The following is a 15546-nucleotide window of genomic DNA, read 5'->3' as shown; positions in this document are numbered from 1 at the left end:
AAACGGTTTTCCGCCCGGAATTGCACCACAATGAGTTAGAGCGGTTCGCCGTTTCCGTGAGACGGTGAACTGCTCTAGTCGAGGCAAGCAGGAGGCATACGATCGCGGCGCTGCCGGCAACCCGGTAACAGAAGTCCCTGAGGGACCAGGCCCGCGAGCGCAATCCGAACTGAGAATTTAAACCGTGGCATGGACGAGGTCCGGCCGCGCCGAGCAAGGTCTGCCGTTTTGGCAGCCCTGCCAAGGCAAATGAGAGAGGATTCATCATGCTGATCTCCCAGATCCTTGACGACGCCGAGACCATCCGCGTCGTTGCCCGCAATAGCGGCAAGACCCGGATCATCAATGGCGCCCGCAGCGTCTATTCGCTGGCGATGGAGGCCGCCCGCACCGGCGTCGGCCTCGTCGCGCTGATCGAACGCAAAGGACTTGGCGAGACGGTCGATCTCGAGGCCGCTTACAAGAAGGGGCGGCTGCTGTCGCCGATCAACCACCCCGATCCGGCGCATCTGCACCTGACGGGCACCGGGCTGACGCATCTCGGCTCGGCGGCGACGCGCGATTCCATGCACAAGAAGCTGAGCGCCGACGGCGAGGAGCAGCTCACCGATTCCATGAAGATGTTCCGCATGGGGCTGGAGGGCGGCAAGCCCGCGAACGGCCAGATCGGCGTGCAGCCGGAATGGTTTTACAAAGGCAACGGCACGATGGCGGTGGCGCCAGGTGCCGCACTCCTGTCACCGGCCTTTGCCAAGGACGCCGGCGAAGAGCCCGAGGTGGCCGGCATCTATGTCATCGGCGACGACGGCGCACCTTTCCGCGTCGGCTTCACGCTGTCGAACGAGTTTTCCGACCACGTCACCGAGCGCGTGAACTATCTGTTCCTCGCCCATTCCAAGCTGCGCAACGCCTCGTTCGGTCCGGAAATCCTGATCGGCGACCTGCCGCCCGATATCCGCGGCACCTCGCGCATCGTGCGCGACAGCGAGGTGCTGTGGGAAAAGCCGTTCCTGTCCGGTGAAGCGAACATGTCGCACACCATCGCCAATCTCGAACATCACCATTTCAAATACGCGGCCTTCCGCCAGCCGGGCGACGTGCATGTGCATATGTTCGGTACGGCGACGCTGTCCTTCGCCGACGGCATCAAGACCGAGGCCGGCGATGTGTTCGAGATCGAGGCTGGGGACTTCGGCCTGCCGCTGCGCAACCCGCTGGAGATCGAGCTGCCCGTGAAGGTGGCTGTGAAGGCGCTTTGAGGTAGCACCCTCCCTTCTCCCCTTGTGGGAGAAGGAAGAGACGCTCTTCGACGTTTCAATAAATATCGAAGTCGAAATACTTGGCCTGAATCTTCTTGTAGGTGCCGTCGGCGACGATCGCGTCGATGGCCGCGTTGAGCTTGTCGCGCAGGGCCGTGTCTTCCAGGCGCACGGCAATGCCGGCTTGCGTTTCGGTGCCCTTGACGTCGCCGACCAGCTTGCAGCAGCCGTCGCTTGCCTTCTTCAGCCAGTCCATCAGCACGAACTTGTCCGAGATCACGGCGTCAAGGCGGCCGTTGGTCAAGTCGGTGATCGCCTCTTCCTGGGTCGGATAGAGTTTGGCCTCCGCGCCCGCCTTGCCATATTCATTCTGGGCATAGTCGGCCTGCGTGGTCGAAGCCTGGGCGCCGACCGTCTTGCCGGCAAGGGCCGCCGGTTCGGTCGAGGTCAGGTCGCTGTCCTTCGGCGCCACCAGGGCGAGCGGTGTCGTATAATATTTGTTGGTGAAGGCGACCTGCTTCTTGCGCTCCTCGGTGATGCTCATCGAGGCGATGATGGCGTCGAATTTCTTCGCCTGCAAAGCGGGAATGATGCCGTCCCAGTCCTGCGTGACGATCTCGCATTCGACCTTCATCTGCGCGCACAGCGCATTGGCGATGTCGATGTCGAAGCCTTCGACCTTGCCGTCAGCGGTAATGGTGTTGAACGGCGGATAGGCGCCCTCGGTGCCGATCTTGATTTTCTCCTGCGCCTGCGAAAGCGAGCCGGCCGCCATCACCAGCATGGCAGCGCCTGCTGCCGATATGATCCATTTTGAAATCTGCATTTTCTTGGTTCCCCTTGAACGCCGGCATCTTGACGGGCGGCAAGGCAGCCAAGCATGGCGCGCCGGTACAGGCAAGTATTTTGCCTTGGGGCAATGAGGTCAGCGCGCGGCGCGGAAATGCTTGGACAGCTTCAGGCCCTGCGCCTGGTAGTTGGAGCCGAGATCGGTGCCGTAGAGGGCCTGCGGCCGCTTCAGCATGTGTTCGTAGACCAGCCGGCCGACGATCTGGCCATGGTCGAGAATGAACGGCACTTCATGACTGCGCACTTCCAGCACCGCCCGGCTGCCCGTGCCGCCAGACGCGGAATGGCCAAAGCCCGGATCGAAGAAGCCGGCATAGTGGACGCGGAACTCGCCGACCAGCGGATCGAAGGGCGTCATCTCGGCGGCGTAGAGCGGCGGCACATGCACCGCCTCCTGGCTGACGAGGATGTAGAACTCGTCGGGGTCGAGCACCAGTTCGCCGGCGCCGCTCTTGTGGATCGGCTCCCAGAAGTCGACGACTTCCTGGGCCGCGCGCTTGTCGACATCGACGAGGCCGGTGTGATGCTTGCCGCGATAGCCGACCAGACCGTTTTGGTCGCCGTTGAGGTCAATCGACAGCGCGATGCCGCCGCCGGAAATATTCGGCGGCTCGGTGGCGACCAGCGTCTGCGCGCGATGCAGGTCGTGCAGCTCGGCTTCCGAGAGCAGCGCATTGCCGGTGCGGAAGCGTATCTGCGACAGGCGCGAGCCGGTGCGCACGACGATCGGGAAGGTGCGGGGGCTGACTTCCAGAAAGAGCGGGCCATGATAGCCGGCAGCGATCTTGTCGAACTCGTGGCCGCGATCGGTCATGACCCGGGTAAAGATGTCGAGCCGCCCGGTCGAGCTCTTCGGATTGGCCGAGGCCGAAATGTCCGCCGGCAGCGCCAGGCTTTCAAGCAAGGGCACGATATAGACGCAGCCGGTCTCCAGCACCGCGCCCTCGGCAAGATTGATCTCGTGCAGCTGCAGCCGGTCGAGTTTTTCCGAGACCTTGTGGTTGGGGCCGGGCAGGAAGGAGGCCCGCACCCGCCAGGCCTTGTCGCCGAGCCTGAGATCAAGGCTGGCCGGCTGGATCTGGTCGGCGTCGAGCGCACGCGCCGACTTCAGCGCGCCGGACTGGAACAGCGCCGAAATGTCCTGATCGGGAAGAATGCCTGTCTGCCGCAAGGCTCCACTCCTAGGTCAGACGTTTTTCTTGTCGCAGGTTCTTGTCGCAAAACCGTGGAACACTTTTGCGGAACCTGCTTGGTACAAACCTCTTAATGAAGCCGGCAATTGACGCAAGCGCGGCGCGGGTCTAAAGGGTCGTTATCCCGTGGTGATTTGGCCGGTCGGCTTGCAGCCACGTTAAACAAGTCGCTAAAGGACCGTCGGGCCGCAAGGCCGTATGGACCGGTTGCGACTTTCGCGGCCGGTTTTTTTGTGTCTGGAAGAAAAGCGATGAGCACCAAGAAGCACAACTGGAAGCCTCAGACGGCACTCGTGCACAGCGGAACGCTGCGTTCCGGTTTCGGCGAAACGTCGGAAGCGATTTACCTGACCCAGGGCTATGTCTACGAAACGGCACAGGCCGCCGAAGCCCGTTTCAAGGGCGAGGAGCCAGGCTTCATCTATTCGCGCTACGCCAATCCGACCGTCGACATGTTCGAGAAGCGCATGTGCGCCCTCGAAGGCGCCGAAGATGCCCGCGCCACCGCCTCCGGCATGGCCGCGGTGACGGCCGCCCTTCTGTGCAGCGCCAAGGCCGGCGACCACATCGTGGCGGCGCGTGCGCTGTTCGGATCCTGCCGCTGGGTGGTCGAGACGCTGGCGCCGAGATACGGCATCGAGGCGACGCTGGTCGACGGCACGGATATCGCCAATTGGGAAAAGGCGGTCAAGCCGAACACCAAGCTGTTCTTCCTGGAAAGCCCGACCAATCCGACGCTGGAAGTGGTCGATATCGCCGCTGTCGCTTCGCTTGCCAATTCGATCGGCGCAAGGCTGATCGTCGACAATGTCTTCGCCACGCCCCTGCAGCAGAAGCCCTTGCAGCTCGGCGCCCATATCGTCGTCTATTCGGCGACCAAGCACATAGACGGCCAGGGGCGCTGTCTCGGCGGCGTGATCCTGTCGGACAAGAAGTGGATCGACGAGAACCTGCACGATTATTTCCGCCATACCGGCCCAAGCCTGTCGCCCTTCAACGCCTGGACGCTGCTGAAAGGCCTGGAAACACTGCCGCTGCGCGTGCGCCAGCAGACGGAAAGCGCGGGCAGGATCGCGGATTTCCTGGCCGAACGGCCGGAAATCGCCCGCGTCATCTATCCCGGCCGCGCCGACCACCCGCAGGCCGATATCGTCAAGAAGCAGATGTCGGGCGGCTCGACGCTGATCTGCCTCGACGTCAAGGGCGGCAAGCAGGCGGCCTTCGCCTTGCAGAACGCGCTCGACATCGTCTTGATCTCCAACAATCTCGGCGATGCCAAGAGCCTGATCACCCACCCGGCGACGACGACGCACAAGAATCTGAGCGACGAGGCGCGCGCCGAGCTCGGCATCGGGCCGGGCACGCTCCGGCTGTCGGTCGGGCTGGAAGACACCGACGATCTGCTTGAGGACATCGCGCAGGCGCTGAAGGCCAGGTAGGACCTTCAGGCGCCGGACGGCGTCTCCTCCAGTTCGGCCGTCTTGGTGCCGATGGTCATCGCGTTGCCGCGCCAGTCGACGGCGCCGCCAAGCCAGCCGCGCGCCCACAGCGCTGGCAGGATCAGGTCGCGCATCATGATCGCGGCCACCATGCGTGGCGACAGGTACCAGCCCTTGGACCAGGCCAGCGCGCACTCGGGAAGGTAGAAGGCTACCAGCACTGCAAGGGCGGTTGCCCAGAGGCTGAAGCCCGCACTGGCCGCGGCAATCAGCGCAAGCACCAGCGGCACCACGGCGCCGGTCAGGATTTCGGGTGCGAAGAACAGCGGGAAAGTGACGCGGCGCAGGCGCGCCCAACGGGCCTGACGCGACCAGATCTCGTCAAAAGAGCGCCGGCCAAGCGGCTGCTCGAAGGGGGCGGCGACGAGATTGACGCGCAGGCCGAGACCGTTCACCAGCTTGGTCGCGGCGGCATCCTCCGCGATCTCGGCGGCCAGCGCGCGGATGCCGCCATTGGCGTCGAGCATCGGCTTGTTCCAGAGCATGCTCTTGCCCTGGGCAAAGCCAAGGCCGAGCGCATCGCCGGCGTATTGCCAGCGCGCCTGCAGCGTGTTGAGGAAAGCGCATTCGACCTCGGCCCAGAAGCCGGCCGGCCGCGAGCCAATCGGCGTCGAGCAGACAAGGCCGGTGCCGGGCCGCCAGGCAGCCATCAGATGCTGGACGTAGTCCCTCGGCATCAGCACGTTGGAATCGGCCAGGACGACCCAGTCGTGCCGCGCCGCCTCCCAGCCCTTGACGCAATTGTTGAGTTTCGGATTGGCGCTGATGCGGTCGTCGCCGACAAGCAGCCGGGCCGGCACTTTCGAAAACCGGACGATCGTCCTGTTTATCAATTTGACCACCGGATCGTCGGCATGGGCGACGCAGAAAATCAACTCGTAGCGCGGCCAGTCGAGCGAGAAGGCGCGCTCCAGCGTCTCCTGCGTGAACGGCTCGACGCCGCGCGACGGCACGACGATCGACACCGGCCGCGGCTTGCCGGCCGGCGGCGCAATGGTGCGGCGCCGTTTCAGACGCGAAGCGGCGAGCACGATGCTGGCGAGATTTGAGAGAATGAGGGCAGTTGAAAGCGTGGCGGCTATGAGAGTGAGTTCCATCGAGATCCGGTCACTCCAGGAAACCGGTCCGCCAGAACAATCTGGCTGGCATGACGACCGATTCAACAGTTCGACAGAGCGCCCGAGTCGCGCGGCACTGGTCGGCGCACACCATCATTGTCATGTGTCACTTAAATGACATTCTTTGCCGCCACCTGCGGTTCGGTCCGCAATGACAGGACGCGCACCGTTGACCAGCCCGCGTGGAGCGCCGAAAGTTCGACCTAGAGCCTGTTCCATCCCGATTGAACCGGGATGGGGCTCTATCTCTGTTTCTTTGAGCATGATCTTTTCTGAAAACCGGTTCCCACTTTTCAGGATCATGCTCTAGATTGTTTTGGAGCCGCTTATGTATAGCGCCGTCACGCGCAACATCGAAGTGCAGGTCAGGCCGTTCTATCTGGAGGACCGTTCGGATCCCTCGGAGAACCGCTATGTCTGGGGCTATCAGATAACGATCGACAATCAGTCGGACGACTTCGTGCAGCTTCTGTCGCGCTATTGGCATATCACCGACGGCACCGGCCGCGTCGAGGAAGTGCGCGGCCCCGGCGTGGTCGGTGACCAGCCCGAACTCAATCCCGGCGACAGCTACCAGTACACGTCCGGTTGCCCGCTCTCGACACCGTCCGGCATCATGGTCGGGCACTACACGATGCGCAACAAGCGGGGCGAGACGTTCGACATCGCCATTCCGGCGTTTTCGCTGGACCTGCCGGGGACGCGGCGGACGGTGAATTAGCGTCTTTCTCCCCGTCACTATACGGGGAGAAATGCCCGGCAGGGCAATGAGGGGCGGAGCCGGGCCCAGAAGATTATGTTCCGTGCAACGTCTGAGTGGACACCCGCAGCCATTCGCCGCCGTCTGCGCTGCCCCTCATCCGCCCTTCGGGCGTTCGTCGTTCGAAAGCCAAGCAATTGGCTTTTCGTCCGCTGCGCGGACCACTCCTCACCTCCCCGTGAACGGGGAGAAGGAAGGACCTCTCTACTGGGCCGCAAATTCCGCCGGATCGAAGTCATATTGCTTCGAGCAGAATTCGCAGGCGACGTGGATGCCGCCATCCTCGGTGCTGTCCTTGATCTCCTGGGCGGAAAAACCCTCGAGGATGCCGCGGATCTTGTCCCTGGAGCACGAGCACTGGTCGGCGACCGGGACGCCGCCGAAGACGCGCACGCCATGCTCGTGGAACAGCCTGTAGAGCAGCCGCTCGGCGCCGATCGTGGGGTCGATCAGTTCGGTCGGCTCGATCGTGCCGAGCAGCGCCAGCAACTCCTGCCAGGAATTGTCGACCGGGTCGTGGATCTCCTCGCGCGGATCGCCATCGCCGCCCGGCAGGTCCGGGACGCGCATGCGCTCGGGCGACTGCGGCAGGAACTGCGCCAGGATACCACCGGCGCGCCACTGCTCGCGGGCGCCGCCGGGACCGGGCGTCAAAAGCTTGGCCACCGACAGCCTGAGATCCGTCGGGATCTGCTCCGACTGGCGAAAATAAGTGCGCGCTGCGTCTTCCAGCGTCTCGCCATCGAGCTGGACGATGCCCTGATAGCGTTGCGTATGAGCGCCCTGGTCGATGGTAAGCGCCAGCACGCCGCTGCCGAGCAGCGTCTGCTGCGAGGTTTCGCCGGCCGCGACCAGCGCTTCCAGCCGGTCGGCATCGAAACGCGCATAGGCGCGCAATGCCGAGGGCGTGGAAAAATCCGCGACCAGCATGTCGACAGGCCCGTCGGTGCGGGTTTGCAGGATGAACTTGCCCTCGAACTTCAGCGAAGTGCCGAGCAGCACGGTCAGCACACAGGCCTCCGCCAGCAGGCGGGCGACCGGCTCGGGATAATCGTGGCGGCTGAGGATGGCGTCCAGCATCGGCCCGAGTTGGACCGTGCGGCCCCGCACATCGAGAGGGCCGACCTCGAACGGCACGACGTGATCGTCGCCGGCATAGCCGAATTCGCCGAGTTTGGGGTGATGTTCAGTCACTTGATAGGTTTCCAACATGACAAAGCTCCGGGGCGCGGCCATGCCGCCCTCCGGGGCGCATGCGTCGAAACGCGCTGTTTTTGCGTGATGGCCCGCAGATAGGCATCACACCTCCGGAGATCAAGCGCCGAGGCACCAGGCGAGCACGGCCTTCTGGGCATGGAGCCGGTTCTCGGCCTCGTCGAAGACCACCGAATGCGGTCCGTCGATGACCTCGTCTGTCACTTCCTCGCCGCGATGCGCCGGCAGGCAGTGCATGAACAGCGCGTCCGGCTTGGCCCTGGCCATCAGCTTGGCATTGACCTGGTAGGGCGAGAACACATTGTGGCCGCGGGCGCGATGCTCCTGGCCCATCGACACCCAGCAATCGGTGACGATGCAGTCGGCCTGGTCGACGGCTTCCTCGGGCGAGCGGGTGAAGTGCAGCTTGCCGCCATGCGCCTGCGACCAGTCGATATGCTTCCGCGCCGGCTCGCTGCCTTCGGGAACGGCGACGTTGAGGTTGAAGCGGAACCGGGCCGAGGCCTCGAGCAAGGAATGCAGCACATTGTTGCCGTCGCCGGTCCAGGCGATGGTCTTGCCCGCGACCGGACCGCGGTGTTCCTCGAAGGTCATGATATCAGCCATCAGCTGGCAGGGATGGGTGTCGTCGGTCAGTCCGTTGATCACCGGCACGGTGGCGTTCTCGGTCAATTCCAGCAGCCGCTCATGCGAGGTGGTGCGGATCATGATCGCATCGACATAGCGCGACAGCACCTTGGCGGTGTCGGCGATGGTCTCGGAACGGCCGAGCTGCATCTCGGTGCCGGTCAGCATGATGGTCTCGCCGCCGAGCTGCCGCATGCCGACGTCGAAGGAGACGCGCGTGCGCGTCGACGGCTTGTCGAAGATCATTGCCAGCACCTTGCCTTCGAGCGGTTTGGTGCGCTCGCCGGCCTTGAGGCGCGCCTTTCGCACCACCGCATCGTCCAGCATCAAGCGCAGATCGCCTTCTGAAACGGCGGAAAGATCGGTGAAATGGCGAACTGACATCAGGAATGTTTCCGGATTACTTCGCGGCGGCGGAGGCGATCGCCTCCGACAGGCCCTTGGCGCCGGCGCGGATGCGGTTGAGCGCGTCATGGATCTCGGCGTCGGTGACGGTGAGCGGCGGCAACAGGCGAATGACGTTGTCGCCGGCCGGAACCGCCAGCAGGTGCTGGTCGCGCAAGGCCATGTTCACCTTGGTGTTGGGCATGGCGCATTTGAGCCCGAGCATCAGCCCGGCACCCCTGATGTCCTCGATGATTTCGGGAAACTCGTCGGCGACCGACGCCAGCCCCTGCTTCATGAGCAGCGCCTTGCGTTGGACATCTTCGAGGAAGCCGTCTTCCAGCACGATGTCGAGCACGGCGTTGCCGACTGCCATGGCCAGCGGGTTGCCGCCGAACGTGGTGCCATGCACACCAGCGGTCATGCCGACGGCCGCTTCATCCGTGGCAAGGCAGGCACCCATCGGGAAGCCGCCGCCAATGCCCTTGGCGATCGCCATGATGTCTGGCGTTACACCTGACCATTCATGCGCAAACAGCTTGCCGGTGCGGCCTATGCCGCACTGGACCTCGTCGAAGATCAACAGCAGGCCGTGCTGTTCGCACAATTGCCTGAGCCGCTTCAGCGATTGCGTCGGCACCGGACGGATACCGCCCTCGCCCTGCACCGGCTCGATCAGGATGGCGGCCGTCTCCGGCGTGATCGCCTTTTCGGCGGCGTCGATGTCGTCGAAACCGACCTGATCGAAACCTTCGACCTTGGGGCCGAAGCCCTCGAGATATTTGTACTGGCCGCCGGCCGCGATGGTCGCCAGCGTGCGGCCATGGAAGGCGCCTTCGAACGTGATGACGCGGAAGCGCTCGGGGTGTCCGTTGACGAACTGGCAGCGGCGCGCCGTCTTGATCGCGCATTCCAGCGCCTCGGCGCCGGAATTGGTGAAGAACACCTTGTCGGCGAAGGTGGCGTCGGCCAGCCGCTCGCCGAGCCGGTTCTGCCCGGGGATCTCGTAGAGGTTGGAGACATGCCACAGCTTGGCGGCCTGCTCGGTGAGTGCGGCGACCAGATGCGGATGACTGTGGCCCAGCGAATTGACGGCGATGCCGCCGGCAAAGTCGAGATATCGCTCGCCCTTGTCGGTAATCAGCCAAGTGCCTTCCCCGTGGTCGAAGGCCAGGGGTGCGCGAGCAAAGGTCTCGTAAAGCGCCGAACCGCTCATTATATGCGTCTCCGGTACCGGAAAATCAAAAAAGCCGCCAAAGCGGCGGCCTGTGCGGCTTATCCTGTTTTTCGGCCATGAAGTCAACGAAAACGTCGCGTAGTGGCGCGCGGCAAGCCCCCTGACGGGAAGCCGGCTCATAAGCGACCGGGCAAGTTGGGGAAAACCGAAAAAACCGATTCGTGTTGCACTTGGGACTCTTGTCACCGAGTCAGCGCATAGAGTAGTTGTAGTCGAGAAATAACTAGATTTCGTGCGGCGGACCTAATCACCAGATATATGTGGTGTCTGCCCGGCAAATGTTGCCGGGTCGGGAGAAGGATTCCGATTGCCGCACGCTTAGAGGAGCGCGGTCTCATGAACTGGACTGACGAGCGGGTAGAACTCTTGAGAAAACTGTGGTCGGAGGGTCTGAGCGCAAGCCAGATTGCTGCGCAGCTTGGAGGCGTCAGCCGCAATGCGGTCATCGGGAAGGTGCATCGGCTGAAACTGTCGGGCCGCGGTCGCTCGACCGCCACGCCGGCACGCCAGAAGAAGGCGGCACAAGGATCGACCGTCCAGAAATCGGTATCACGCGCTGCAACCACGGCACGCCATGTCACGACATCGATCGGCGCGACGGCCTTGCAGACACAGTTCGACGCCGAACCGGTGGCGCGCCATTATATCCGTCCGGTTGAGAATGTCGTGCTGCCGATCTCGCGGCATCTGCAGCTGGTCGAGCTGACCGAGCGAACCTGCAAATGGCCGAACGGCGACCCGCTTTCAGAGGACTTCCATTTCTGCGGCAACGATGCCGCCGAAACCGGACCCTACTGCAAATACCACGCCCGCGTGGCGTTCCAGCCGGCATCGGAGCGGCGGCGGAGCCGATAGTTAGGGATTGGGCAGTAGGGACTAGGCAGTAGGGGCAATATGCTCTGAATTTCTTGCCCTACTGCCTACTGCCTACTGCCTACTGCCTACCCTCACAGCCACCCGTTCTTCCTGAACCGCCAGTAAAGAAACGTGCAGATCAGCACGATGGCGCCCAGAACAACCGGATAGCCGTATTCCATCTTCAGTTCCGGCATGTCGCTGAAATTCATGCCGTAGATGCCGGCGAGCGCCGTCGGCACCGCCAGGATTGCGGCCCAAGAGGCGAGCTTCTTGGTGTTCGCGGTTTCCTGACTCTGGCCGACCAGCAAGCTCGCCTCGAAAGCGAACGCCAGCACCTCGCGCAGGCTGTCGATCTTCTCCTGGACGGTGCGGATGTGATCGGTGACGTCGCGGAACAGCGGATGCATGGCGGTGTGTATCTGCGGCAGCTCGGCGCTGGTCAGCCGTCGGCAGACTTCGACCAGCGGAAGCGCGGCATTGCGCAAGCGCAGGAGATCGCGGCGCAGCATGTAGAGCCGTTCGATGTCGGGAGCGGTCATCGGCTTCAGCAGAACCTTGTCCTCGATCGCCTCGACCTCGTCCTCGATCTGCTCGAGCACCGGCATGTAATTGTCGACGATGAAATCGAGAATGGCATAAAGGACGAAATCCTCGCCCTTGGCCAGCGAATGCGGGCAGCTTTCCCAGTGCTGACGAACGGCGGCATAGGACGTCGAAGGACCGTGCCTGACGCTGACGATGTAGCCTGAGCCAACAAACAAATGGGTCTCGCCGAAGGTGACCCGGCCGTCGATCAGCTGCGCGGTGCGAGCGACGATGAACAAGGCGTCGCCATATTGCTCGATCTTCGGCCGCTGGTGCGGGTGCTCGGCATCCTCGATCGCCAGCTCATGCAGGTGAAACTGCGCCTGGACGCGCAGCAACAGGTTACGGTCGGGCTCCAACAGGCCGATCCAGACGACATGACCGGATTTCTTTGCCCATTCGCCGGCTTCCTCGATGGGAATGTCGGCGATGCGGCGCCCGGCCGTGTAGACGCCGCAAGCGATAATGCCGGATATCGGTCCAGTCGCCGGGGTCAGGTTCCGAACATTTTCCATCACGACCTCCCGGAGCAAATCCACGGACGAGGATAGAGCAAGGCCCGGAAAGCTTAGCGTAAATCGGATTACGGTTCGAGAGGCGCGTTCACTTCACCGGCTGCGTCCCGGAAAGGCTGATTTTGTCGGTCTTGTCGCCCTTGGGCCGCTCAGCCGGCAACTGATCACCGGTGACGATGTAGTAGATGGTCTCGGCTATGTTGGTGGCGTGATCACCGATACGCTCGATGTTCTTGGCGCAAAACAGCAGATGCGTGCAGGGCGTGATGTTGCGCGGATCTTCCATCATGTAGGTCAGCAATTCGCGAAACAGCGATGTGTACATGGCGTCGATCTGGTCGTCACGATCGCGCACGAAGCCGATTTTCTCCACCGAGCGAGACGCGTAGACGTCGAGCACTTCCTTGAGCTGGGTCAACGCCAGGTTGGACAGAGCCTCGAGGCCGCGGAACAGGCTGGTCGGCTGGCGTCCGTCGGTGACGGCGACCACCCGCTTGGCAACGTTCTTGGCGAGATCGCCAACCCGTTCGAGGTCGGCGGAGATGCGAATGGTCCCGACGATCTCGCGCAAATCCCCCGCCATCGGCTGACGCTTGGCAATGATGATGATGGCCTTGTCGTCGATTTCGCGCTGGCCCTCGTCCAGTACGGTATCGTCGCGGATGACCTTCTGGGCAAGGCCTGGGTCGGCATTGACGAGAGCGGCGACCGCCTGTTCGACCATGCGCTCGGCATGGCCGCCCATCGCGGCGATGCGCTTCGACAGATATTTCAACTCCTCGTCATAGGCGCTGACGATGTGCACGGACTGCATGGCAAAATGCCTTCCCACGGGGTGTTTTGATTTTGAGTCGTTTCCTCGAATCCCCGCTGATACGCTAGCCGGATGACAGAAAAAAGAAACAGTCCCCTTGAATTAGGGCGATATCAGTGCGTCGGCAAATGAACCGAGAATGCCGCGCCGTTGCCGACTTCGGACTTGATCGAAAGCCGGGCGTTGTGGCGCGTCAGGATATGCTTGACGATCGACAGGCCGAGGCCGGTCCCCTTCTGGGTCCGGCTGGTCTCGACGTCGACGCGGTAGAAGCGCTCGGTAATGCGCGGAATGTGCTCCTCGGGAATACCAGGGCCAAAGTCTCTGATCGTCACGTCGATGCCCGGCTCTGATCCGGCATCGCCATGCGCTATGGATACAACCACGCGCCCACCCGACTGCCCGTATTTGCAGGCGTTTTCCAGGAGGTTCTCGAAAACCTGGAAAAGCTCATCTCGGTCGCCAGGCACATGAAGCGGCCCATCGGCGTAGTGCCGCTCGATGGCAACGGCGTTTTCGCTGGCCAGCGGTCCGAGCGAATCGATGACGCTGTCGACTGTCTGCCGCAGGTCCACCTCGGTTCCCGGCTTCAGATAGGGTTTCATCTCGAGCCGCGACAGCGACAACAAATCGTCGATCAGACGCGCCATGCGACCGGTCTGGCTCTGCATGATCTGCAGAAACTGGTCGCGCGCCGCCGCGTCGTTGCGGGCTGGCCCGCGCAGCGTTTCGATAAAGCCGGCGATTGAGGCGAGCGGCGTGCGCAGTTCATGGCTGGCATTGGCAATGAAATCGGCGCGCATGCGGTCGATCCTGCGCGTTTCGCTCTGGTCCTTGAACACCAGCACATAGAGATCGGTGGCGTGACCGACCGAGGACACACTCACCCGGTAGGCACGTTCGACCGGCAGCTTCTCCATGTAGTCGACGACATCGGAGGCGATATCACCAGATAGTACGCCATCCAGCAGGGTCTGCATCTCCGGTGCCCGGAATTTCAGCGACAGCGACATGCCTGGCGCGATGCCACCGAAAGCGGCGAAGGCGGCGGCGTTGGCATGCACGATGGTGGCAGCCCGGTCGAAGATGATCAGCGGATCGGCGACGGCGGCGGCAAGATATTCACCCGAGAGCCGCTGCAGGCCGATGGCCTCGATGGCAGCGCCGCTGCCGGTGGATTGGCGCGCGCCGGCGGTCGGCAGTATTGCCGCTGCAAGCAGCAACAGCAGCGCCGCGGGGACGACATAGTCTGAAATCCCGGCCAAGGCATAAACAGCGAGAACCGCAACAATACCGGCCGCAAGCAGCCAGCGGCTATTCCACAGCCGTGCGGCCATGGTTTGCGTGACGCCTCTCTGCTCTGTGTCCAGGTCAGCCATTCGCTCGTGACCTGCCCCCCAATGTCTTCGCACCCGGTCGCACGGTGGCGGAAAACTTCCACCAGATCGCTTGCCGCATGACCCCGAAAATCGGGAATCGATTTTCGGAAAGGATCATGCGCAAATTAAAAGTGCTACAGCGTCCTTTGCGCATCCAAACGGACGCGCGGCGCTGTAGTGGCTCCCCATAGCATGAGTCCGGAAGCTGGAAAGGGTTCGTCTCGATGAAAAAAGCCAAGGAAAGTCCCGCCGCGCCAACTTCGGGGCCGCTGAAGATCAGGATCGGCGGCAAGGAGAGGGAGTTCGACATCGAAAATCCCGTGCTTCCCGACTGGGTCGAGGACAACAAGCTGACCGCCGGCGGCTATCCCTACGACAAGAAGATGAAAAGCGACGAGTATGACGAGACGCTCGAGAAGTTGCAGATCGAGCTGGTCAAGGCGCAGGCCTGGCTGCAGTCGACCGGCAAACGGGTGATGGCGCTGTTCGAGGGCCGCGACGCTGCCGGCAAGGGCGGCACGATCTTCGTGGTGCGCCAGTACCTCAATCCGCGCACGGCACGCAACGTGGCGCTGACCAAGCCGACCCCGACCGAACTGGGGCAATGGTACTACCAGCGCTATGTCGACCACTTCCCGACAGCGGGCGAATTCGTCACCCTCGACCGCTCCTGGTATAACCGCGCCGGTGTCGAGCCGGTGATGGGTTTCTGCACACCGCAGCAGCACGAGCAGTTTCTCGACGAGACGCCGCATTTCGAGCGGATGATCTCCAACGAGGGGATCCACTTCTTCAAATTCTGGCTGAACATCGGCCGGGAAACGCAACTCGAGCGCTTCCACGATCGCCGCTACAGCCCGCTGAAGAGCTGGAAGTTTTCGCCCATTGACGTTGCAGGCATCACCAAGTGGGACGACTACACCAAGGTGCGCGACACAATGTTCGAGCGCACCCACAAGGAATTCGCGCCGTGGATCATCGTACGGGCCAATGACAAGCGGCGCGCGCGGCTGGCGATCATGCGGCGCATCCTGTCGTCTCTGCCCTATGAGGGGCGCGATCTCGAAATCATCGGCAAGGAAGACAAGAAGATCATCGGCGAAGGGCCGTCATTCCTCGGCAAGCAGGATTGACGCTTCCGCGCCCCCCCGGCGTAGGCCCGCCCCCCGGGGGAATGATGGTTTGGGGACGGCGCCCCCCCCGCGCGGGGCGGGCCAAACCCCCCCCAGGGGTTGGTCGGCCCGCCCCGGGGGG

Annotated in this window: 14 protein-coding genes and 1 riboswitch; of the genes, 5 read left to right on the top strand and 9 right to left on the bottom strand. The window is 62.9% G+C overall.

Annotated elements, in window-relative coordinates; all coding sequences use genetic code 11:
* Positions 1 to 266: 266 nt before the first annotated feature.
* Positions 267 to 1259, top strand: coding sequence for an AraD1 family protein (araD1, locus tag NKJ04_RS31535; protein ID WP_352613082.1), 993 nt, complete (start codon positions 267 to 269; stop codon positions 1257 to 1259).
* A gap of 55 nt (positions 1260 to 1314) precedes the next feature.
* Here the strand turns inward: araD1 and NKJ04_RS31530 are convergent, their stop codons facing one another.
* The gene (locus tag NKJ04_RS31530) at positions 1315 to 2085 is read right to left on the bottom strand and encodes an ABC transporter substrate-binding protein (protein ID WP_352554073.1); all 771 of its coding nucleotides are present in this window, start codon (positions 2083 to 2085) and stop codon (positions 1315 to 1317) included.
* 99 nt (positions 2086 to 2184) lie between these two features.
* Positions 2185 to 3279: a 2'-deoxycytidine 5'-triphosphate deaminase gene (locus tag NKJ04_RS31525; RefSeq protein WP_352443181.1), complete on the bottom strand. Its 1095-nt coding sequence runs from the start codon at positions 3277 to 3279 to the stop codon at positions 2185 to 2187.
* A 138-nt stretch (positions 3280 to 3417) separates the two neighbouring features.
* Positions 3418 to 3495, top strand: a riboswitch (SAM riboswitch).
* Positions 3496 to 3552: 57 nt separating this feature from the next.
* On the opposite strand from NKJ04_RS31525, the gene NKJ04_RS31520 reads away from it, so the two are divergent.
* Positions 3553 to 4740: an O-succinylhomoserine sulfhydrylase gene (locus tag NKJ04_RS31520; RefSeq protein WP_023811337.1), complete on the top strand. Its 1188-nt coding sequence runs from the start codon at positions 3553 to 3555 to the stop codon at positions 4738 to 4740.
* 5 nt (positions 4741 to 4745) lie between these two features.
* Here the strand turns inward: NKJ04_RS31520 and NKJ04_RS31515 are convergent, their stop codons facing one another.
* Complete coding sequence (locus tag NKJ04_RS31515) at positions 4746 to 5897, bottom strand: ceramide glucosyltransferase (protein ID WP_352679607.1); 1152 nt, start codon at positions 5895 to 5897, stop codon at positions 4746 to 4748.
* A 349-nt stretch (positions 5898 to 6246) separates the two neighbouring features.
* On the opposite strand from NKJ04_RS31515, the gene apaG reads away from it, so the two are divergent.
* Positions 6247 to 6639, top strand: a complete 393-nt coding sequence (gene apaG, locus NKJ04_RS31510) for a Co2+/Mg2+ efflux facilitator ApaG/CorD (protein ID WP_013533640.1) — start codon at positions 6247 to 6249, stop codon at positions 6637 to 6639.
* A gap of 243 nt (positions 6640 to 6882) precedes the next feature.
* Here apaG and NKJ04_RS31505 read toward each other — a convergent pair whose 3' ends face one another.
* The 3 genes from NKJ04_RS31505 to NKJ04_RS31495 form a co-directional block, all read right to left on the bottom strand.
* Positions 6883 to 7914, bottom strand: a complete 1032-nt coding sequence (locus NKJ04_RS31505) for an Hsp33 family molecular chaperone (RefSeq protein WP_027039513.1) — start codon at positions 7912 to 7914, stop codon at positions 6883 to 6885.
* Positions 7915 to 7992: 78 nt separating this feature from the next.
* Entirely contained in the window at positions 7993 to 8904 is a 912-nt protein-coding gene (argF, locus tag NKJ04_RS31500; protein ID WP_127295324.1) for an ornithine carbamoyltransferase, read from the bottom strand.
* Between the two features lie 16 nt (positions 8905 to 8920).
* Positions 8921 to 10120, bottom strand: a complete 1200-nt coding sequence (locus NKJ04_RS31495) for an aspartate aminotransferase family protein (RefSeq protein WP_352679604.1) — start codon at positions 10118 to 10120, stop codon at positions 8921 to 8923.
* A gap of 357 nt (positions 10121 to 10477) precedes the next feature.
* Between NKJ04_RS31495 and NKJ04_RS31490 the strand changes: the two genes are divergently transcribed.
* A complete protein-coding gene (locus NKJ04_RS31490) occupies positions 10478 to 10996 on the top strand; it encodes a GcrA family cell cycle regulator (protein ID WP_023811342.1) in 519 nt (172 codons plus the stop codon).
* 92 nt (positions 10997 to 11088) lie between these two features.
* On the opposite strand, the gene NKJ04_RS31485 is transcribed toward NKJ04_RS31490, so the two are convergent.
* The 3 genes from NKJ04_RS31485 to NKJ04_RS31475 all read right to left on the bottom strand — a co-directional run bounded on the left by NKJ04_RS31485 (position 11089) and on the right by NKJ04_RS31475 (position 14292).
* A complete protein-coding gene (locus NKJ04_RS31485; RefSeq protein WP_128304365.1) occupies positions 11089 to 12099 on the bottom strand; it encodes a magnesium and cobalt transport protein CorA in 1011 nt (336 codons plus the stop codon).
* Between the two features lie 88 nt (positions 12100 to 12187).
* The gene (gene phoU / locus NKJ04_RS31480; RefSeq protein WP_128304364.1) at positions 12188 to 12913 is read right to left on the bottom strand and encodes a phosphate signaling complex protein PhoU; all 726 of its coding nucleotides are present in this window, start codon (positions 12911 to 12913) and stop codon (positions 12188 to 12190) included.
* Positions 12914 to 13026: 113 nt separating this feature from the next.
* Positions 13027 to 14292: an ATP-binding protein gene (locus tag NKJ04_RS31475; protein ID WP_352679599.1), complete on the bottom strand. Its 1266-nt coding sequence runs from the start codon at positions 14290 to 14292 to the stop codon at positions 13027 to 13029.
* A gap of 224 nt (positions 14293 to 14516) precedes the next feature.
* On the opposite strand from NKJ04_RS31475, the gene ppk2 reads away from it, so the two are divergent.
* The gene (gene ppk2, locus NKJ04_RS31470; RefSeq protein WP_352679596.1) at positions 14517 to 15425 is read left to right on the top strand and encodes a polyphosphate kinase 2; all 909 of its coding nucleotides are present in this window, start codon (positions 14517 to 14519) and stop codon (positions 15423 to 15425) included.
* Positions 15426 to 15546 lie beyond the last annotated feature (121 nt).

Source organism: Mesorhizobium sp. M0618 (assembly GCF_040320765.1).
Classification (GTDB): Bacteria; Pseudomonadota; Alphaproteobacteria; order Rhizobiales; family Rhizobiaceae; genus Mesorhizobium.
This window is presented reverse-complemented; position numbering and strand designations above follow the sequence as displayed.